Here is a 20,777-nt window from a genome sequence, read left to right as displayed (position 1 = left end):
CTTATACATGATAAAAGTCGAGTACGGAATCAATCTTGTCATTAAGCAAAACAGTGTGCTGACGACGGATCCGAAACGTTTCTTCAGTTTTGCGCAGAATATAAGTTGCATGTCCGTAGAAACAGCCTTCCAGACCTTGACGGTTGTAGAGGGTCTGCCAGACAACATTTGCCTGAATTAAACCATCCTCAAGCATCTTGACCCGTATATTGTTAATACTGTGCAAAGTACGTGGCAGAGGAGTTGCAGATGCTGCTTTACCTGTACGGATACGGAATACCCGGTCTTCTAGTCCTGAACGGTCTGCATAATAAATATAAGACAAGCCCTGATTTGGATCTTGTACATAGGTATGGTCATCTATCCACTGTGGAATATGATATTCGCTGTCTTCATCATATAACTCGAGATAGGCCTCCCATTCATAGGCATCACAAAGCTCTGCCTTACGGTAAAGAAATTGAGAAACGGCGAAATGGAGTTCTTGAGACATGATTACACCTCATCCGTTACAGTATGATTTTCATAAGTAATATCATGCAGTTTTAAAGCTTTCTTTTTTAGGCCGTCTAACATTAACTGTTGCCAGTGACCGTGCTGGTTCACATAAAGTCCTTCATGTGTGAATTCACGCCCGGTAATGACAGGCTCAATACCCAAGTCCTGTGAATTCTGGGTAGGGCCATAACACCACGTATGGTGGCCACGTGAAATATCGCTCCAGCGTTCCAGACGTGCTTGGAAACCTTTCTGCTGTTCACGGAACTCGACCAGATCATCGGGAGTGCCTAGGCCGGATACATTAAAGAAATCTTCAAACTGACGAATGCGGTTACGGCGAGCTTCAGCTGACTCTCCTTTAACCCCAATGCACTGACTGATTACTTCTGTCTTGTTCCAGGCGACCGGGCGTACGATTCGTAACTGCGAACTGATCTGGTCCATAAAAAACAGACTTGGATAGAGGTTTAAGTTTCTGAGACGGTGCATTGCCCACTCAGCACGCTTTGGACCATATTTCTCGACCAGATAGGGCATGACTGTTTCATATCCAGGGCGGACCGTCGGGTTCGGCATATCACTAAATAAAACGCTATGACCGTTTTTAAAGCTAAACCAGCCATCATCAGTTTCATTATCACCCGCACCCAGCTTGCTATAATCAAGAGTATCAAGATCACTACCTTTGGCTGCATTGACCTGCTGGCGATGCTGTACAGTTGAAACATAATTGTAGTGAACAGTACTGACATGATAGCCATCTAGGCCATTTTCATTTTGCAGTTTCCAGTTACCTGCAAAAGTATAAGCCGACTTACCCTGTAACACTTCCAGCTCACCGGTAGGTGACTGCTCGACCATCAGGTCGAGAAATACTTTGGCATCACCTAAAAAATCTTCGAGGCTATCTGTAGCCTGCACATCAAGGCTAACAAATACAAAACCACGATAGCTGGCAATCCGGCCCTGCTTTAGACCACGACTGGATTTGTCAAAATCTTCACAATATTCACTTGGTGCTTTAACCTTAACCAGACGACCATCGGACTTATAGCACCAGGCATGGAACGGACAGGTGAAAGTAGACTGATTGCCTTTGGCAACCCTGGTTAAGGTTGCTCCACGATGTTCACAGGCGTTAACCATAGCATGCAGTTCACCCTTACCATCACGGCTGATGATGATAGGCTGTCGGCCAATCTGGACAGTTAGAAAGTCATGGTTATTGGGAATTTCACTTTCATGACAGGCATAAATCCATACTTTTTCAAAAATGAATTCCATTTCAAGATCAAACAATTCTGGCTGCGTGAACATATCACGCGCTATACGGAAAACCCCGTCATTTGGACGAAAATCAATGCATCCTGCAACGAAATCCTGCCATTCAGTTACGCTACGTGAGGCCATTTTATAATACTCCATTCAATCAGCGCTTTTCTTGATTGAACCGCGATTACCATTTGGCCTCTATCCGATTTTTCCAGAACTTTATCCAGTTTTTGCAGAAACGTCTTTAAAGTACTATATATATAAATAGAAGAAGATTCAGCGATGATATAACTTGCTTGAGATCAATAAATAAATTTTGAAATTTTATTGGCAGAGGCCGTAACCAGATTCGCAATTTCGTCTTTAAATACATTTTCATCATAAGTACTAAGAGGACAGCTCACTGATAAAACTGCAACCATTTCCTGTTTAGACTGTTTAAAGATAGGAGCAGCACAGGCAGCCATATCATGATTAAAATGACCCCAGCTCACCATAAATTTTTGTTCACGTACTAAATCAAGTCTAGCTAGTAACTCTTTTAAATTTTTGGGTGTGCGCTCGGAAAAGGACTTCCAGTCCTGAAATTTGCTATAACGCTGCCGTACCTCGTTCTCAGGCAAACTTGAAAGTAGATATTGTCCAATTACTGTAGCATGGGCTGGCCATCGGGTTCCCACCTGTAAAGTACTCGTAAATGCCCCAATAGCCTGAACATTATGAATAAAAATAATGTGTGTTCCTTCAAGAACAGACAGATGTGCAGCAACCTGAGTTTGGTCCCGCAGTTCTTTCATAATAGGTGTAGCAAGATCGGTCAGCGAAAGTTTGGACAAGCTGTTAAATCCGAGCTCCATAACTTTTGAGTCTAGGGCATAGGTCTTGGCGCTGGCTTTTCTAAGATAACCTGATGCCTCAAGCGTGTAGATCAGGCGAAAAGCGCTCGAACGGTTCACATTTAGAATCTCTGCAATTTCAGAGATGGTCATTTCACTTGCTTCCTGATTAAAAGCCTGCAAAACAGCCAGCCCTCGGACTAGGCCTGGTACCAGATATCGTTCCTCATTCTTATTGTTTGAAAGGTCTTCAGTTGTATCGTCTAGTGCAACAGTCATGATGAAATTACTCAAACCAGTAAATTTTAATATAGTTTCAGATTCATTGTAATGTTAAAGAATAATTAAAACAATTTTCACATATAAAACTTTTGATTCTATTTAAAACAAAATTATTTTAATAAAAATATTAAATATTTGATTATTAGTAAAATATAAAATTTGACATAAAAAATAATTTAAGGGTATTCTTTTATAAAGTTTCTTATATTAAATATTGTTTTATATACAAAACAAAATGAGGACGCAAGGTATGAGTTGGATCTCAGTTTGTCAGCAGGGTGACGTTAGCGAAGATGAGCCGAAAGCCATCGAAATTGAAGGGAAAAAAATTGGTGTTTTTTTTGTCGATGAAAATTACTTTGCTATCGAAAATGTTTGCCCTCATGCGTATGCCTTATTAACCGAAGGATTTATCGAAGATCAGACTGTTGAATGTCCATTGCACGAAGCAATTTTTGACATTCAGACAGGTGAGCTAAAAAGTGGACCAGGGTGTAGAAACCTATGTACGTACCCGGTTCGTGTTGAAGGACAGGATATTCAAATTCAACTCTAGTCCTCACATGTACAAGGAAGCAGAACAATGAAGACATTTAATGAAAAGTTGGCAAGCTGGATTCATGCAACGCCAGCAACCGAAGCAGGTATCAACAATATTCAAGTTCCAGGTCAATCTGAATTGTTGGTTTGGCAGACACGTTATAAAGAACCAACTCTCTACGAACAAGACTTTGTAAAAAACTTGATTCAGGCATTTTCTGCGGGCGCAACTGAGTTAGATGAGGTTGTTTCTGCCCTTAATCAACAGGGTTTCCGTTGTGAATCTGGTGATGAATGGACTTCTGCAAGCTTTACAGAAGAAATGCAACGTTTAGGTTATTGATTCAGGGAAGAATAAAATGAACGCAATCGTATCAACTTCACAAAGCGCTGAAGAATATTTAGAACTTGGTTTACGTGACCAATGGCACCCGGTTTTAGCAAGTTGGGAAGTCGCTGCTAATCCAGTCGGAATTACTCGTTTAGGCGAAAATATTGTAGTTTGGCGTGATGCTGAAGGTCAGGTTCACGCGCTTGAAGATCGCTGTCCACATCGCGGTGCTCGTCTTTCACTGGGTTGGAATTTGGGTGACCGAGTTGCTTGCTGGTATCACGGTGTTGAAGTTCGTGCTGACGGTGTTGTTGCTGATGTGCCAGCCGTTCATGAATGTCCAATGACTGGTACTAAATGTTTAAAGAACTATCCTGTCATTGAGCAACATGGCGCAATCTTTATCTGGTTTGGTCTTGATGCAAATGAACAACCAGCGCCGCTTGAGTTTCCAGAGCAACTTGCAAGCGAAGAGTGGAGTTCATTCCTTTGCCAAGCAGACTGGAAAGTAAACCATCAATACGCGATTGATAACGTGATGGACCCAATGCATGGGACCTATTTACACGCGACATCGCACTCAATGGCAGATGGTGAACGTACTGCAGAGATGAAACACCGCACGACCGATAATGGCTTTGTTTTTGAAAAAGAAGGTCAAACCGGTGTGAACTTTGACTGGGTTGAATATGGTTCAACAGGTGCAAGCTGGTTACGTCTTTCAATTCCATACCGCAAACAATTTGGCCCAGGTGGCGAATTCTGGATTGTAGGTTATGCAACGCCAATTGATGCCAACAATACTCGCGTATTTTTCTGGCGCTGCCGTAAGGTGAGTTGCTGGCAACGTAATGTATGGCGTTTCTTATATCGCAATCATTTAGAACAGTTGCATTGGGATGTATTGGAACAAGACCGAATTATTTTAGAAAACCTTGCGCCAAATGCCCGTGAAAAAGAATTCCTCTATCAACACGATGTGGGTCTTGCACGTTTACGCCGTTTAATGAAGAAAGAAGCCGAGAAGCAATTAAAGAAAATTGCTGCGTTAAATGCATCAAACCGTATCGAGATGCAGGAAGAAGCTCATGGCTAATGTAGCGTTGTTGCAAGGCAAAAAAGTTTTAGTGACTGGTGCTGCACGTGGTTTAGGCCGAGATTTTGCTCAAGCCATTGCTGAGGCTGGTGCTGAAGTCGTAATGGCAGATATTTTGTCTGACCTCGTGCAACAAGAAGCACAGGTCTTACAAAAACAAGGACTCAATGTTCATGCAGTAACAGTTGACCTTGCCAATGCAGACTCTATTGAAAATGCTGTCGCAAAAAGCATGGAAGTATTACAAGGACTAGATGGTCTTGTGAACTGTGCAGCGCTTGCAACCAATGTTGGTGGAAAAAATATGATTGATTACGATCCTGAACTTTGGGATCAGGTCATGAAGATTAATGTGAAAGGCACATGGCTCATTAGTAAGGCATGCGTTTCACATTTAAAGCAATCGGCCGCCGGCAAGATTATTAATGTTGCGTCAGATACAGCACTTTGGGGTGCGCCAAACCTGATGGCTTATGTGGCGAGTAAAGGTGCAATTGTTGCCATGACACGTTCAATGGCAAGAGAGTTGGGTCAGTTTAATATCTGTGTCAACACCTTATCACCGGGGCTGACTCTGGTTGAGGCAACCGAGTATGTGCCTCAAGAACGTCATGATTTATATATCAACGGAAGAGCGATTCAACGTCAGCAACTTCCCCAAGATTTAAATGGAACAGCATTGTATCTACTGTCGGATTTGTCCTCTTTTGTGACAGGTCAAAATATTCCGGTCAATGGCGGTTTTGTCTTTAACTAAGGAGTGGTCAAATGATTACAGGGATCGAGATTTTAAAGTTTGGAGTTGAAGATAGAGCCGCTTCAAACAAGTTTTTGGCAGATTTTGGTTTAAGCCAAAGTACTTCAGATATTGAAGGTGCAGACTTATACCAGACTCAAAACGGTAGCAAAATTTATTTATTTAATTGTGATGATGACCGTTTGCCATCTGCTATTGAGCAAGGTTCAACTTTACGTGAAGTCACGTGGGGTGCTGATAGTCTTCAAGACCTTGAAGACTTGGCAGCTCGTTTGGCCGATGTAGACGGTTTTAAACGTACTGAAACGACAGTTCAGTGTCTTGACCCCAATGGTATGACCATTCGTTTTGAACAAAGTTTTGTAAAAGAAGTACCAGAACTTAAAACGGAAGGCATTAACCAGTACGGTAATATTCAACGTGTCAATGCAGCAAGCCCAGTTTATGAAAAAGGACAACCGGTAGCAATTGGACACGTTGTATTTTTTACGCCTGATCTGGCAACCACCGAGAAGTTTTACATTGAAAAATTAGGCTTTCATTTATCTGATGCCTACAAAAATCGCGGTGCATTCTTACGTTGTCGCGGTGAAGGTTATCACCATGATTTATTCCTGCTCAGTGTTCCAAATAAACCTGCTGGCCTGAACCACGTTGCGTTTGTTGTTCGTGATATTCATGAGGTAATTGGGGGCGGTTTACATATGAACCGTTCAGAGTGGTCAACTTTTATCGGGCCAGGACGTCATCCAATTTCTTCTGCTTATTTCTGGTACGTCAACTCACCATTGGGCGGTGCATTTGAGTATTACACCAATGATGACTATCTGACAGAAGAATGGCAACCACGTACAGAAGAACACTGCCTTGAGCTTTTTACCGAATGGGCAATCGAAGGCGGTTTGGATAACACTACTCGCCGTCAGGTGAAGTCTTTGTAAAAAATGCCTGAGCCAAGGAGAGCAGAATCATGGAAAGAATTGTAATTGTTGGAGCCGGGCAGGCTTCTGGCTGGGCCGTAAGCACATTACGCCAAAATGGGTTTTCGGGTGAAATTCATGTGGTCTCTAATGAAGAACAGGTCTTCTATGAGCGGCCACCCCTGTCTAAGCAGGTCCTGTCTAGAGAGGCTGATTATGAAAGCCTAAGCTTATTTTCAGCCGATCAAATTGAGAGCTTTAATATTCAGTGGCACAAACCGGCTTTTGCTACGCAGCTAGACCGTCAGCACAAACAGGTCATACTGCAAGATGGTAAAACTCTACCTTATGACAAGTTACTGATTGCTACAGGCAGCCGAGCACGTATACCAGTAAAAACCTGGCAGTTTATTCCTAATGTACTGACTTTACGAAATGTACAGGACTGTGAATATTTGGCTGAACGTTTAGAAAAGGCAAATAAGGTAGCAGTGGTGGGTGGTGGGTGGATTGGTCTTGAAATCGCCGCTACTGCGCGAAAACAGGGCAAGCAAGTGCATGTTTTTGAATATGGAGACCGGTTGTGTGCACGTAGTGTCAGTCCAGAGCTTTCCAGTGTTTTAAAACAGATTCATGAACAGCAAGGTACGGTGATTCATTTAGAGAGTAAGCACGTGCATCTGGTTGAGGCGTATCAGCAAAAAGTAGAGGTTGTTAATTATCCTCAGGCGAGTGAACTCTTTGATTGTGTCGTTGTAGGAGCTGGTGCAGAAATTGCAAAAGAGCTGGGCAGCAACGCAGGTCTGGATGTGAAAGATGGGATTGTAGTGAACTGTTTTGGGCAAACCTCAGATCAGGACATTTATGCCGCAGGAGACGTCGCGATACATCCGGGTTTGGGCTATTGCATTCAGTCTTGGGCGAATGCGCAGAATCAGGCTATAGCGGCCGCCAAGTCAATGCTCGGAATAGCAACTGAATATAACGATATTCCATGGCTCTGGTCGGATCAGTATCACTTTAATATCCAGATTTTAGGAAATTATCAACCTGAAAAAACTAAAAAAGTGATCATTCGTCAAGGTGGTGAAAACCAGGTGAGCTATTTATATCTGGACCATGAAAATCTTTTGCTGAACATGGTTGCCATTAATGATTCTAAACTGGTCAAACTGGCAAAACGCTGGATTCAGTCTGAAACCCAGCTTAACCCTGAACAATTACAAGATCCTGAATTTAATGTCATGAAATTAAAACCTTAGACATAGAATCCGGCACTCATTACTAGACTCAAGGAAAGACATATGAGTAATGAAGAAAAAAATGGATTAAAGCACTGGCTTCCAGCTTTTGTCCTGATGGTATGTGTAGTACTGGCATTTTTCGACAAGATCAGTATCGCAGTTTTGTTTTCCGATGCGCATTTCCAGGATGCGATGGGGATCGCAGGTGACAAGGCAAAGCTGGGCTGGCTGATGACCAGTTTCTTGCTGGCTTATGGTTTTTCATCTGTATTTTTGAGTTTTCTGGGCGATATTTTTAATCCTAAAAAAATGCTGTTCTGGAGCGTAGCTGCATGGGGCATACTCATGCTCTTTATGGGATTTACCACCAGCTACGCAGGAATGTTATTTCTACGCGTATTGTTGGGGCTTGCAGAAGGACCACTCTTTGCGCTGGCATATACCATCGTTAAACAGACCTATACAGACCGGCAGCAGGCACGCGCCTCTACCATGTTTTTACTTGGTACTCCAATTGGCGCATTTCTAGGCTTTCCAATTACTGCCGCGGTACTGGCTAATCACGACTGGCATACCACATTCTTTGTAATGGCTGGACTTACGATTGTTGCTTTACTGGCTATTGTATTTGGATTACGTAATCTGCAACTCAAGAAAACCATTGAACTAGAAGCTGGTGCTAAGCGCATCAATTTTCAAGGGCATATTGCAAACACTAAATTCCTGTTACAGAACAGTTCGTTCTGGCTGGTATGTATATTCAATATCGCCTTAATGACTTATCTCTGGGGGTTAAATAGTTGGGTCCCGTCTTATCTCATCCAGGATAAGGGCTTTAATCTTAAAGAATTTGGTGTTTATTCAAGCTTTCCGTTTATTGCCATGCTGGTTGGTGAAATCATTGGCGCCTTTCTTTCAGACAAACTGGGACGTCGTGCTGTCCAGGTCTTTAGCGGTTTGCTGGTAGCCGGAATCTTTATGTATGTCATGGTTCTGATGACTAATCCAATTCTAATCATTGCTGCGATGTCTTTAAGTGCTATGGCTTGGGGCTTTGGTGTCGCTGCTGTATTTGCCTTGCTTGCCCGCGTGACAACTGCAGATGTCGGTGCAACTGCGGGTGGAATATTTAATGGTCTTGGCAATTTTGCAAGTGCAATTGCGCCTGTACTGATCGGTTACATCGTGATGCAAACACATAGTTTTAATTTGGGAATTACCTTCTTGGCTGCGGTCGCTGTCATTGGGTCGTTGTTCTTGGTTCCTCTTTTAAAACGTTATTAATTCACTGTATAGGAGTTTAAAAAATGACTACACAACAATTCGAATCGTGGAAACAGCCAGAAAATGCTTCTTTAGAAGACTGGTTAAACACACGTATTGCTCGCTTTGAGACACGTAAATACGACTTTGATGCCTTGAAGTTCCAAGCCGATTACGATCCGAAATATCGCCGTGCACAAATGCGCTATATGGGTACGGGGGCAACAGGTGTCGTAAATGACGGTAACACCGTTCCGGCAGAAAACTTCACGTTTTCAACCATGGTTCTACCACCACAGTGTGAAGGTCCTTTGCACATTCACCACGACGTTGAAGAAGTTTTCTTTATGCTCCGCGGCGAAATTGATTTGTTCATTGAGCACAACGGCGAGAAATTTGAGACCCGTTTAAAAGAGCGTGACCTGATTTCAATTCCACCGGGTATTTACCGTGGTCTATTTAACCCAGGTCAAGAAGATGCCTTGATGTGTGTGATGTTAGGAACAGGTAAACCAACAATTCCGAACTATCCACCAGAGCATCCATTGTCTCAAATCAAACGTTAATTGTTTGATGAAGTGAATGAAGGGAAAGAATTAAAAATGATGACACTCATTGAAAAGTTAGCAGAATTTCCAGTGAAAACGGTCAATGTTCAAGGCCAGCAGCAAGCCTATCGCGAAGCCGGTCAGGGTGAGTACCTTGTGCTGTTGCACGGCATTAGTTCAGGTTCTGCTTCATGGGTAAACCAACTTGAAGTGCTGTCTCATCATTTTCATGTCATTGCCTGGGACGCACCGGGCTATGGCAAATCAGATGTACTTTTAACTGATCAGCCCAATGCGACCGACTACACAAAGCGTTTGGCAGCATTGTTCGATACTTTAAAAATTGAAAAAGCAATTGTGGTCGGACACTCATTAGGTGCCTTACAGGCGAGTGCATTTGCTGCACTTTACCCAGAGCGAGTGGAACATTTAGTTGTTGCTAACTTAGCTCAAGGCTACCAACGCCACGATGAACAAACACAAATTCAGGTTTTTGAAAAAAGACCAAAAATGTTGAAAGAACTCGGTGCTAAAGGAATGGCCGAAAGCCGTGGACCTCATTTGATTTATAAACAAGAGCCACAGGCCTTAGCTTTAGTTTCAGAGGTGATGCAGCAATTGACCCTACAAGGTTTCACACATGCATCGTACTTACTGGCATATGACGAAATACGTAATTACTTAATCGATTTAAAAGTCCCATGCACAGTGATTGCAGGGCAGCAAGATCAAATCACTCCTGCGTTAGGTATACAAGAGCTTGCTCAGGAATTGCAGTTGGAACAGCGCTTTGTCATAGAAGATGCAGGACATTTAAGTTATGTCGACCAACCGCAAGCATTTAACCAAATTATATTGACGATTCAGGAACAATCGTAAGAGAGATTAAGGATTATGAGCTTCCAAGTTGAAGGAAAAGTTGCAGTTGTTACCGGTGGCTCATCTGGGATTGGGCTGGCTGCTGTTGAAATACTGGTTGCAGAGGGTGCAAAAGTTGCTTGGTGTGGTCGCGATGAAGAACGTTTAAATGCTTCTAAGCACTATATTTTAGAAAAATATCCGCATGCCAATATTTTTACCAAAGCATGCAATGTGTTGAAAAAAGAAGAAGTTCAGCAATTTGCCAAAGACGTCAAACTCAATTTGGGCAATGTGGACATGCTGATTAACAATGCTGGGCAAGGCCGTGTTTCAAATTTTGAAAACACACAAGATGAAGACTGGATGAAAGAAATTGAGCTGAAATATTTCAGTGTTTTACATCCGGTAAGAGCTTTTCTTGAAGACTTAAAACAGTCGGCCAATGCCTCAATTACCAACGTGAACTCGTTACTGGCATTGCAACCGGAACCGCACATGATTGCGACGTCATCTGCACGCGCTGCACTGTTGAATTTAACCCATTCGTTGGCGCATGAGTTTACTCAATATGGTGTTCGTGTGAACTCGATTTTACTTGGTATGGTCGAATCTGCGCAGTGGAAACGCCGTTATGAAACCCGTTCAGATTTAAATCTGTCATGGGAAGAATGGACCGGCAATATCGCAAAAAACCGTGGTATTCCCATGCAGCGTTTAGGCCGTCCAGAAGAGCCTGCACGTGCTTTAGTTTTCTTGGCATCACCATTGGCATCTTACACCACAGGTTCAGCAATAGATGTCTCGGGTGGTTTTAACAAACATTTATAAATATCAGGTGCTGTCATGAAAAAGTTGATGATGATTGGTTTTGGCGCCATGGCAGCAGAAGTGTATGCCCATTTGCCTCAAGATCTGCAACTCAAATGGATTGTCGTGCCATCTCGCAGTATTGAAAAAGTTCAATCACAAGTCTCATCTGACATTCAAGTGATTTCCGATATTGAGCAATGTGATGGTACGCCAGACTATGTCATTGAGGTGGCAGGTCAAGCAGCAGTGAAAGAGCATGCTCAAAAAGTTTTAGCAAAAGGCTGGACCATTGGTCTGATTTCGGTGGGTACTTTGGCTGATAGCGACTTTCTGGTTCAGCTTAAGCAAACTGCCGAAAAAAATGATGCCCATCTGCATTTACTGGCAGGGGCTATCGCAGGTATTGATGGTATTTCTGCGGCTAAAGAAGGTGGTTTGCAAAAAGTCACTTACAAAGGCTGTAAAAGCCCAAAAAGCTGGAAGGGCAGTTATGCAGAGCAATTGGTCGATTTAGACCATGTTGCTGAACCTACGGTCTTTTTCACAGGAACTGCCCGTGAAGCTGCGACCAAATTTCCTGCCAATGCCAACGTTGCAGCAACCATTGCACTTGCAGGGCTTGGAATGGATGAAACCATGGTTGAGTTAACTGTTGATCCAACTATCAACAAAAACAAACACACCATTGTGGCAGAAGGTGGCTTTGGACAAATGACCATTGAACTGGTGGGCGTGCCGTTACCAAGTAACCCCAAAACATCAACTTTGGCTGCGCTTAGCGTGATTCGTGCTTGTCGCAACAGTGTAGAAGCAATACAGATTTAAGAAGGATTTGATCATGGCAAAGGAAATTTATATTGCGGGTGAATGGCGATTAGGCCGTGGTGCAGTCATTCAAAGCCTGTTTCCGGCAGATCAGTCGGTAAACGCTGAGCTTTCAACAGCAACGCTTGAAGATGTAAATGAAGCAATTGAAAAGGCAGATCAGGCTTGGCGTCAACCGAGCTGGAGAAACAGCTTGCCGCATGAGCGTGCACGTATTCTCTACAAAGTTGCAGACATTATTGAAGCGCGTGTAGATGAATTAGCAAAACTACAAACCCGCGATAATGGTAAGCCTTTAACCGAAACTCGTGGTTTGGTGATGAGCGCGGCGGCAACTGCACGCTATGTTGCGGCGGCTTGTGAAACGTTGAATGATGAGCTCACCACTCAGCGTGCTCCAGACTTTATGACCATGAGCGTACATGAACCTGTGGGCGTTGTGGCAGCCATTACCCCTTGGAACTCTCCAATTGCGAGTGAAGTTCAAAAGCTTGCTCCAGCTTTGGCAGCAGGAAATGCAGTGGTGTTAAAACCTGCAGAAGCGACTTCACTGATTGCTTTAGAGCTTGCCAAAATTTTTGAAGAAGCTGGCTTACCAAAAGGTTTACTCAGTGTGTTAGTGGGGCGTGGTTCAGTGATTGGTGATGCCATTGCTCAACATCCATTAGTTCGAAAAATTTCTTTTACAGGTGGGACAACCACGGGTCGTCATTTGGCACACATTGCCGCAGATAAACTGATTACCACTTCACTTGAGTTGGGTGGTAAGTCACCAACCATCGTTTTACCTGATGCAGATGTTGAACTGGCTGCTAAAGGTGTAGCGTACGGTATTTTTAGCTCGGCAGGCCAAGCGTGTATCGCAGGTTCTCGCTTGTTTATTCATAGCAGTCTTTACGATCAGTTCTTAACGCGTTTGGTTGAAATTACCAAAGGCTTACGTGTGGGCCATCCAGAACAAGCGGGTGTGCACTTAGGGCCACTGGTCAATGACAAACATTTGCAGTCAGTTGATCGCTATGTGCAACTGGCCAAAAGCGAAGGTGGTCAAGTTTTGATTGGTGGTGAGGCACTTACCACTGGTGACTATGCCAAAGGAAGCTATTACTTACCAACCATCATCACGGGCTTAAATAATAGTGCTCAAACCTGTCAGGAAGAAATTTTTGGCCCTGTTTTAGTCGTTATGAAATATGACAACGAGCAAGATTTAATTAAGCAAGCCAATGACAGTTGTTTTGGTCTTGCCGCAGGTATCTGGACTGAAAACTATCGTAAGGCTTGGCGTATAGCACGTGCCTTAGAAGTGGGAACGGTATGGATTAATACCTACAAAAAGTTCTCGATTAGTGCACCGTTTGGTGGATTTAAAGACAGTGGAATCGGGCGCGAGAAAGGCCGTTTGGGCATTTTATCGTACATGCAACAAAAGAGTATTTATATGGGGCTGAATGAACAGCCTAACCCTTGGTGCGATTAATAAATTCAAGGACTGAAAACAAATTTTGAGGAACAGACATGACTGAACGTGTAAATGTAGGCGAAGCAATCGCAAGAGTTTTAGAAGCGCACCAAGTTGATAGTATTTATGGTGTTATCTCCATTCACAATTTACCCATTGCCGATGCAGTAGGGCGCCGTGAAAAAATGCGCTTTGTTGCAGCCCGTGGTGAAGCGGGTGCGGTCACCATGGCAGATGCACACTCACGCTTTAAAGGCCTAGGTGTAGCCTTAACCAGTACCGGTGCTGGGGCAGGTAATGCGGTGGGTTCACTCATTGAAGCAATGAATGCGGGTAGCCCTGTATTGCATTTAACAGGTCAGGTTGAGCGTGAATATCTCGATCGTGATGCAAGTTTCATTCATGAAACCAAAGACCAACTTACATTCTTACGTGCATCAAGCAAAGCGGCATTTCGCATTACCAGTCCAGACAATGCTGTTGGTGTAATACGTGAAGCCATCCGTGTCGCAACGACTGTTCCAATGGGACCTGTCAGTGTCGAGCTACCAATTGATGTGCAGGCAGCGGAAATTGATTTACCACTTAATTTAGGCCCAGTGAAAGCACTTGAATTGCCACAGGCAGAACAAGCTGAAATTGATCTTCTTGTTAATGAAATCAAAAAAGCAAAACACCCGATTTTCTGGATTGGTGGTGGAACTTTAAATAGCGTTGCTGAAGTGAAAGCAATTGCAGATTTAGGTATTCCGGTTGTTTCATCGACTCATGCTCGTGGGGTGTTGCCAGATGATCATCCACGTAGTTTAGGTGCTTTCCATAACTCGGCGGGTGTTGAGCAGTTATTAAAAGATGCTGACCTGATGGTTGTGGTGGGTTCTCGTTTACGTAGTAATGAAACTAAAACTTATTCGGTTGAATTTCCTGAAAACATTATTCAGGTGGATGCTAACCCAATGGCTCAGCAACGTAATTACAAAATTCGGAACTTCATTTGTGGCGATGCCAAAGATGTCTTAACACGTGTGTTAGAACAGCTTCAAGGAACTTCAAAAGTTGACGCCGATTACGATGCTGCTGTAGTGACTGCTAAACAGGCTGCAATTGATGCACTGCGTAAACAAATTGACCAATATGCTTTGATCTGTGATCACTTACGTGCAGCTTTACCTCAAGACGGCATTTTTGTACGTGACATTACCATGTCGGGTAGTACATGGGGCAGTCGTTTATTCCCAGTACAAGCACCAAACCAAAACATCCACTCACTTGCGGGTGCAATTGGTTTAGGCCTTGCAACAGCAATTGGTGCTTCGATTGCTAACCCTGAAAAAAAAGTAATTGGTTTAGTCGGCGATGGCGGCTTAATGCTTGGTATTGGCGAAATTGCAACCATGGTGCAAGAAAACACCAACATGGTCTTAATGATTATGAATGATGGTGGTTATGGCGTAATGCGTGGCATTCAAAATAATTACTTTGGTGGCCGCCAGTATTTCAATGAATTGCATACACCTGACTACAAACTTCTTGGCGAATCAATGGGTGTGAAGAGCTGGAAAGTCGGTAGTGCAGAAGAGTTTAAAACGGTTATTCAAGAGGCTGTCGCTTTTGAAGGGCCAACCGTGATTGAACTCGATATGAACTCGATTGGACCATTAAACTTCGCGGGTCCACCGCAAAAGAAATTGTATTAACCAGTTTGGATGGTTTAGTACATATGCGATGGAAGCTGCTAAGCCATCCTTTTTTTAGATAAATTTTTTTGTCTAAAAAACAATAAAAACGGAGTTTTACAGGTAAAGCAAATAAAGTTCCAGCAGGACGCTGGAACTCAATCAAGGATGTAGAGATGAAAAAGACTTCATTAATCATGGCATTCATTGCACCGCTTACGCTGGGGATAAGTGTAAATGTATTTGCAAAAGATTCATTGCTTGAATGGAAAAGTGCTGACGGCACCGACTCATTAAAGTTAGGTGGATTGGTTCGTTTAAATCAGCGCTATGAGAGTTGGGATAGCCCTAACCGTGGAATAGGTAAACTTGATTTTGATATTTTTAGAATTGATTTAAAAGGTACTTTTGATGATGCATATCTAAACGCGAGTTATATCATTCAGGATCAGGAAAAAACATCAATTGAAAAGGCATATGTTGGTTATAACCTAGATGTCAATAACAGCATTGAAGCGGGTCTGGTTTATAAACCTTTTACGATTTATCCCTATCCGCAAAATGGCTGGACTTACCACATTCCATTTTTTTTAGGTTATGGCAACAATATTGCACCGGGGATTAACTGGAATTATCACGACAAAGATTGGGATGTAAAACTCGGTTATTACCCGCAAATGTTAGAAACGAACTTGCGTTATTCACCTGAGAGTGCAACTTATGATGACTTGGCAGGGAATGCATTTCCATCTCAAAAAGCCTATCAAAATGAAAAACGTCATCAGGTTAATACTCGCATTGTTCGCAAGTTAGAAACTGATTTTGGTAAACAGGAGTTTGGTATATCAGGTGCAATTGCACAATTACATAATGATATTACCGATAAAGACGGCAAATATTATGCAATCGGTTTGCATACTGAAAACAACTATAAGCGCTTTAACTTACAAAGTTCGGTCATTCACTATCAGTACGATGCTAAAAATCCGGATGGTGTAAATAGTGATATGACTTTGATGGGGGCAAACGGTTTAACGCCGGCATACTTTATAGCCTCTGAAGGTACAGTTACGAGTTTAAATCTGGCCTACACATTGCCGGTTAAAGATTTTGGGAAATTAAAAGCTATTCGTTTTTATAACGATTATAGCTATTTAGATAAAGCTCGTAATGACTGGTCCGATTCACAAATGAATACAACAGGAATGATGTTTATTGCATCACCATTTATGGTTTGGGCAGATTATACGTGGGGTAAAAACTCCAATATTATTGGTGGTTCAACTAACTCAACAGGCTATACCTCTGCAACTTCACCAAATAGTGATAAATGGCTATACCGTATTAATTTAAATCTTGGATTTACTTTTTAAACTACTAAAAGGATTAAAGGCCAAGCTTAAAAAATGGCCTTTAATTTTATTAATGGCTTAAAAATAGATGAATCTGTCAAGAACTCTATTATATTTAAAAATTAATAACGCAGGAAATAAGGTAAAACGGCAAGCACTAAACCAATACCGCCCAACAGGAAAAGATTCTCTACAAAATAGGGAAAAATGATCAATATCAGGCCGCAGACTAAGGGAACAGTCATACTCTGTTTCCTGCCATATAAGAAATAGCCTAAACCAATAGAGCTAAAGAGCACTCCAAGCAACAGTTGTGTAGCGGTCATAAACTTAACCGATAATATTCTATATTTATTTTATAATACGAGAAATTGAAGAGGGAATGTAGCTGCTTCCGTCATTTTTAATTTATTGTAAATCAAAATATAAATGTCTATTAATCGCAGGGAGAAAGAGGGATGAGGGATGAGTATCAGCTTGCCAGTAGCCCAGCGTGGTGAAAAAGTTTTAACTTTAAAAGCTGCAGAAGTTTCAGAAAATGAATTTAACACTGAATGGCTAAGGCAGCTTGCTCAAGCTATGCACACGACTATGCTTGAGCAAAATGGAGTAGGAATTGCAGCACCACAGGTCTATATCTCTAAACGTATTATTATTGTAGCATCACGCTCTAATCTACGTTATTCCGATGCACCGGAAATGGAGGCAGTAGTGATGGTGAACCCGGAAATATTAGAATTTTCCAGAGAAACTTGTATGGGAGAGGAAGGCTGCCTGAGTGTACCGGATGTGCGGGGTACTGTAGAGCGGGCTGAGACAGTTAAGCTGCGTTATTTAACTTTAGAGGGTGAACCAGTAGAAACAATATATAAAGGTTTCCCCGCCCGGATCATACAACATGAGATTGATCATCTGAACGGAATTTTATTTGTCGAGCGGTTATAGTAATCCAATGGTTCATCTTAGAATTCTATATTTATAAATATAAAATTAATTATATAGAAATAAATTTTTAAAATAGCCTAAGTATAAAAATCTGTTTTTATAAATATTTACGTCTACAATTTTTTGAAATGGGTAGGTTCACGTAAAAATATTGATTCTAATTTTTAGAACTCCTGAGTCATAAAATACAGTAAAAGTGCAGTTTTTTGCCTAACACTTTTCAAGCAGTTATGTTTATTATGAATATTAGTGAACTAAAACTATGTATGTTTTATCAATACAGCTACTTACTTTACCAAGCCTAAAATACCCAGAAAACATGTGGGCAAGATAAACTAAAAATGGATAAGGAAATTTATGTCAGCTTATTATCAGTTACTTGAGCGTAAACAGAATCAGGATGGTACGGTTACAACATTCTATAGCTCTAATCGGCATGCGCAAGGTGCATGGAATCCGCATGAACAGCATATGGCGCCTGCAACCGGAATTATGTGTGCTGAACTGGAACAGTTTATGCCACGTGATGATATGCGTATCGGTCGAATTAGCCTGGATATTTTTGGACTCATCCATTTTGGTGATTTTTCAATTACTTCTCGCGTCATTCGTCCTGGAAAAACGATTGAGCTGATCGAAGCAGAAATGCAAGCTGGAGGGAAGACCTGTATTGTGGCGCGTGCTTGGCGTATGCTGAAAGCTGACTCTTCAAAAGTGGCAGGAATTGAAGATCAATCTGTCACACATCCTGAATCGCTACCCGTTTGGGATGGTATGAAGCGCTGGCCAGGTGGTTATATTGAAAGTATCGAGGCACGTACCGATGAAAACCACCGGGCAGGTAAAGGTACGGTCTGGCTAAAAAATGAACTTGATATGGTTAACGATAAATCTACTACTGATTTTGTTCGTTTACTCGGGATGGTTGATACAGCGAATGGAATAGTGCCACGTCAGGAAGGCAATTTTGAATGGGGTTTTCCAAACCTGGACTTGCAGCTGCATTTATACCGTATTCCACAAGGAAAATGGCTGGGCATAGAAGCTGTACAACAGTATGGAGAAGATGGTATCGGTTTAACTAGCGCTGTATTACACGATACCCAAGGGCCTTTTGGACGCAGCGAACAGATACTTACCTTAAGAAAAATGAAAGCTTGAAATTCAGTAGAGCAAAAAAATGGGCCTTTAAGAGCCCATTTTTTATAAGTTTATATTTAGGGTGACTCAATTTTTATTTCATCAGGATGGTAAAGACCCAATGCAGTTAAATGCTGTCTTAGAATACGACGCAGTTCAAGAATAGTTTCTGGCGTCATTTGAATAGAATGACCACCTTTAAAGATTTTTTCAGAGGCCGCACCTTCTAGGTGAGCACTTTGATAGGTAACTACACCGTCTGTAATCATATTTGGATCTTGACTGTCTGTATTATTTCCAAGAATTGAATGATATACCAGACCATCAACCGGCATCACATCTTCAGTCAAGTCAATAAATTTAGACTTATAGCTTAAATTGCTGGGTCCATTCTGAATTAGTGAGCGATCAACCTGCTGTAAGATATCCTTAATACTCAAGTCATCATTTCGTAGTGATTCGCCAATTGCATTTACGAAAGTACCTGGTATGCGGATAATTTTACGTGCTGCCAAGGTAAACCAACGATCAGCATATCTAGTTCCTTTATGAGGAGTTGCCAGAAATACAGCGCGAGTAAAATTATTGATAGGATGCAGGCGTAGACGCTCGCGAATCATGGGCTCATTTCGATACTGTACCAGCTGGTAAGAGTTCATTTTCTGAAGTGCTGTTTCTGAAAGGTCAGCCTGACTTACCAGTAAACGGCTAATAATACCCCCCATACTATGACCAATCAGAACTGCATCTTTAGCAGAGGGAGTATTGGGGTCAAGATTCTTGAAAGCTTGCTGTAGCAAGGCATAGATCTGAAAACGACTTTCAATGATTGGCATATTGGTAGAGTAGAAAACTTGCCATACCTGATAGTGTTCACGTAATACATTATCACCTATAATGTCGTTAGTTACTGCAATCCAAGCCTCTGGACTGCTGGCCAGTCCATGGACCAATACGATCACTTTTTTGTCCGGGTTATAGGGCTCAAGCATGTATAAATGCGGCATAGTTAAATCTTGCCGCCGGTCAAGCAGGGTAAGATAAGCCGCAATACCCAGATTATTCTGAGCCAGCCACAAACCGTAAGGTGCAGAAAAGTTGGCCGCAAGTGGATAGTTTTCACCTCCTACTTTAACTTTCTCTGTACTGTAAGGATCATATACATTTAACTGAAAGTGCGGACTGTTTAATATTTCTTCTATACTGCTCTCTGTCTTTGGCTGAGCTGTAATAGTTACTGCTAGATAGCGAGCCTTATGAATATTCGGATTTACGCCATTTTCATAAGAAAAGTTCATTGGGTCAAGGATATATTTATCTACTTCCTTACGCTCTTCCTGTGGTAATACTACAACAAACTCAGAGCCAAAACCGTCACGACGGTTAATTGAGCGTAGCCCTGAGAAGTTAAGGTTATAACTTGAAAGCAATTGTTCTAGTGGCTGGTTTTTAAGCTGTGGGTATTGATCTACATTAATACTGTAGATACTTTTACCCACCTTAATTTGGGGTGAAACCGTTTTACTAGGATGGCGTAAACTATAAGTTGTAACCAGCTTTGCTAGCGCCTGGTTATAAAAATCACGAATCTGCACCTGACGGTTATCAAAAATCCGGTCTTCAGGATGGCGTTCTGTTTTAAACAGATAGGCATAGCTATAACGGATGCTTTTGTCCAGCAGATTCAGCTGTTGATCCAGACACTGATTGTAATTATGTTCCTGTAATTTTCGTTTCTCAATAGCTTTAGTTGAGTCACCTTTACTCTTTGGTGCTGTGCACTCGGCTCCTCCAGAAAGTTCAAGCGACTTTGCCAAATATATCTCACTAGCAGCGGAAAGCATCTGCTCATCCATGATCTGTGGAATCTGCTCGAGTTCTTTAATACACTCATCCGGCTTCTCAGTACAGGCCTCAGCTTCACGTCCCGTCATGGACAATACGTTCAGACTGGCCTCACTCATCCGGTCACGGGTTAAAATGCTATCGCGTTCATTTGCGATACTGATATTCAATGCTTGCTGTTTAACACTGACCACCTGGCAACCGCTGAGCAGCACAACGGATAGGGTAGATAATAGCCAGATTCTATTTATTTTATTTCTAAACATGGGCT

21 protein-coding genes are annotated in these 20,777 nt (G+C 42.1%); 16 read left to right on the top strand and 5 right to left on the bottom strand.

The genetic code is table 11. The features are described 5' to 3' along the window. Nucleotide 1 precedes the first annotated feature (1 nt). The 3 genes from antB to ACRAD_RS08215 all read right to left on the bottom strand — a co-directional run bounded on the left by antB (nt 2) and on the right by ACRAD_RS08215 (nt 2,888). Complete coding sequence (antB, locus tag ACRAD_RS08225) at nt 2-493, bottom strand: anthranilate 1,2-dioxygenase small subunit (RefSeq protein ID WP_005026433.1); 492 nt, start codon at nt 491-493, stop codon at nt 2-4. Between the two features lie 2 nt (nt 494-495). Continuing rightward, on the bottom strand, nt 496-1,911 hold the full coding sequence (antA, locus tag ACRAD_RS08220; RefSeq protein WP_005026432.1) for an anthranilate 1,2-dioxygenase large subunit: 1,416 nt from the start codon (nt 1,909-1,911) through the stop codon (nt 496-498). A 164-nt stretch (nt 1,912-2,075) separates the two neighbouring features. Next, complete coding sequence (locus ACRAD_RS08215) at nt 2,076-2,888, bottom strand: IclR family transcriptional regulator (RefSeq protein WP_005019800.1); 813 nt, start codon at nt 2,886-2,888, stop codon at nt 2,076-2,078. Nucleotides 2,889-3,141: 253 nt separating this feature from the next. On the opposite strand from ACRAD_RS08215, the gene ACRAD_RS08210 reads away from it, so the two are divergent. From ACRAD_RS08210 to ACRAD_RS08145, 14 genes are all read left to right on the top strand, one after another. Then, nucleotides 3,142-3,447, top strand: coding sequence for a non-heme iron oxygenase ferredoxin subunit (locus ACRAD_RS08210; protein ID WP_002117586.1), 306 nt, complete (start codon nt 3,142-3,144; stop codon nt 3,445-3,447). A 27-nt stretch (nt 3,448-3,474) separates the two neighbouring features. Further along, nucleotides 3,475-3,774: a recombinase-like helix-turn-helix domain-containing protein gene (locus tag ACRAD_RS08205; RefSeq protein WP_005019803.1), complete on the top strand. Its 300-nt coding sequence runs from the start codon at nt 3,475-3,477 to the stop codon at nt 3,772-3,774. A gap of 16 nt (nt 3,775-3,790) precedes the next feature. Continuing rightward, a complete protein-coding gene (locus ACRAD_RS08200; protein ID WP_005026431.1) occupies nt 3,791-4,858 on the top strand; it encodes an aromatic ring-hydroxylating oxygenase subunit alpha in 1,068 nt (355 codons plus the stop codon). Beyond that, a complete protein-coding gene (locus ACRAD_RS08195) occupies nt 4,851-5,615 on the top strand; it encodes an SDR family oxidoreductase (protein ID WP_005019809.1) in 765 nt (254 codons plus the stop codon). Before ACRAD_RS08200 ends, ACRAD_RS08195 begins: the two co-directional genes overlap by 8 nt. 11 nt (nt 5,616-5,626) lie before the next feature. Beyond that, the gene (locus ACRAD_RS08190; RefSeq protein ID WP_005019810.1) at nt 5,627-6,556 is read left to right on the top strand and encodes a VOC family protein; all 930 of its coding nucleotides are present in this window, start codon (nt 5,627-5,629) and stop codon (nt 6,554-6,556) included. A 29-nt stretch (nt 6,557-6,585) separates the two neighbouring features. After that, nucleotides 6,586-7,797 (top strand): NAD(P)/FAD-dependent oxidoreductase, encoded by a 1,212-nt coding sequence (locus ACRAD_RS08185; protein ID WP_005026430.1) that lies wholly within the window; start codon nt 6,586-6,588, stop codon nt 7,795-7,797. A gap of 42 nt (nt 7,798-7,839) precedes the next feature. Next, nucleotides 7,840-9,063, top strand: a complete 1,224-nt coding sequence (locus ACRAD_RS08180; protein WP_005026429.1) for an MFS transporter — start codon at nt 7,840-7,842, stop codon at nt 9,061-9,063. Nucleotides 9,064-9,086: 23 nt separating this feature from the next. After that, on the top strand, nt 9,087-9,608 hold the full coding sequence (locus ACRAD_RS08175) for a cupin domain-containing protein (RefSeq protein ID WP_005026428.1): 522 nt from the start codon (nt 9,087-9,089) through the stop codon (nt 9,606-9,608). 36 nt (nt 9,609-9,644) lie between these two features. Beyond that, a complete protein-coding gene (locus tag ACRAD_RS08170) occupies nt 9,645-10,469 on the top strand; it encodes an alpha/beta fold hydrolase (protein WP_005026426.1) in 825 nt (274 codons plus the stop codon). Nucleotides 10,470-10,484: 15 nt separating this feature from the next. Then, nucleotides 10,485-11,279: an SDR family oxidoreductase gene (locus ACRAD_RS08165; RefSeq protein ID WP_005026425.1), complete on the top strand. Its 795-nt coding sequence runs from the start codon at nt 10,485-10,487 to the stop codon at nt 11,277-11,279. Nucleotides 11,280-11,294: 15 nt separating this feature from the next. Continuing rightward, the gene (locus ACRAD_RS08160) at nt 11,295-12,086 is read left to right on the top strand and encodes an aspartate dehydrogenase (RefSeq protein ID WP_005026424.1); all 792 of its coding nucleotides are present in this window, start codon (nt 11,295-11,297) and stop codon (nt 12,084-12,086) included. A gap of 13 nt (nt 12,087-12,099) precedes the next feature. Then, nucleotides 12,100-13,566: an aldehyde dehydrogenase gene (locus ACRAD_RS08155; protein ID WP_005026423.1), complete on the top strand. Its 1,467-nt coding sequence runs from the start codon at nt 12,100-12,102 to the stop codon at nt 13,564-13,566. A gap of 38 nt (nt 13,567-13,604) precedes the next feature. Next, on the top strand, nt 13,605-15,245 hold the full coding sequence (locus ACRAD_RS08150) for a thiamine pyrophosphate-binding protein (protein ID WP_005026422.1): 1,641 nt from the start codon (nt 13,605-13,607) through the stop codon (nt 15,243-15,245). A gap of 155 nt (nt 15,246-15,400) precedes the next feature. After that, the gene (locus ACRAD_RS08145; protein ID WP_005026420.1) at nt 15,401-16,597 is read left to right on the top strand and encodes a hypothetical protein; all 1,197 of its coding nucleotides are present in this window, start codon (nt 15,401-15,403) and stop codon (nt 16,595-16,597) included. Between the two features lie 101 nt (nt 16,598-16,698). On the opposite strand, the gene ACRAD_RS08140 is transcribed toward ACRAD_RS08145, so the two are convergent. After that, nucleotides 16,699-16,902, bottom strand: a complete 204-nt coding sequence (locus ACRAD_RS08140; RefSeq protein WP_005026418.1) for a hypothetical protein — start codon at nt 16,900-16,902, stop codon at nt 16,699-16,701. A 139-nt stretch (nt 16,903-17,041) separates the two neighbouring features. Between ACRAD_RS08140 and def the strand changes: the two genes are divergently transcribed. Together def and ACRAD_RS08130 are read left to right on the top strand one after the other, a co-directional pair. After that, nucleotides 17,042-17,521, top strand: coding sequence for a peptide deformylase (gene def / locus ACRAD_RS08135; RefSeq protein ID WP_005026415.1), 480 nt, complete (start codon nt 17,042-17,044; stop codon nt 17,519-17,521). Nucleotides 17,522-17,878: 357 nt separating this feature from the next. Beyond that, the gene (locus tag ACRAD_RS08130; RefSeq protein ID WP_005026413.1) at nt 17,879-18,682 is read left to right on the top strand and encodes a thioesterase family protein; all 804 of its coding nucleotides are present in this window, start codon (nt 17,879-17,881) and stop codon (nt 18,680-18,682) included. A gap of 56 nt (nt 18,683-18,738) precedes the next feature. Here the strand turns inward: ACRAD_RS08130 and ACRAD_RS08125 are convergent, their stop codons facing one another. Beyond that, complete coding sequence (locus tag ACRAD_RS08125) at nt 18,739-20,772, bottom strand: esterase/lipase family protein (protein WP_035329578.1); 2,034 nt, start codon at nt 20,770-20,772, stop codon at nt 18,739-18,741. Nucleotides 20,773-20,777: the final 5 nt, after the last annotated feature.

Source organism: Acinetobacter radioresistens DSM 6976 = NBRC 102413 = CIP 103788 (assembly GCF_006757745.1).
GTDB classification, from domain to species: domain Bacteria; phylum Pseudomonadota; class Gammaproteobacteria; order Pseudomonadales; family Moraxellaceae; genus Acinetobacter; species Acinetobacter radioresistens.
The sequence above is the reverse complement of the archived record's forward strand: the minus strand, read 5'-3'. Positions and strand labels throughout refer to the sequence as shown.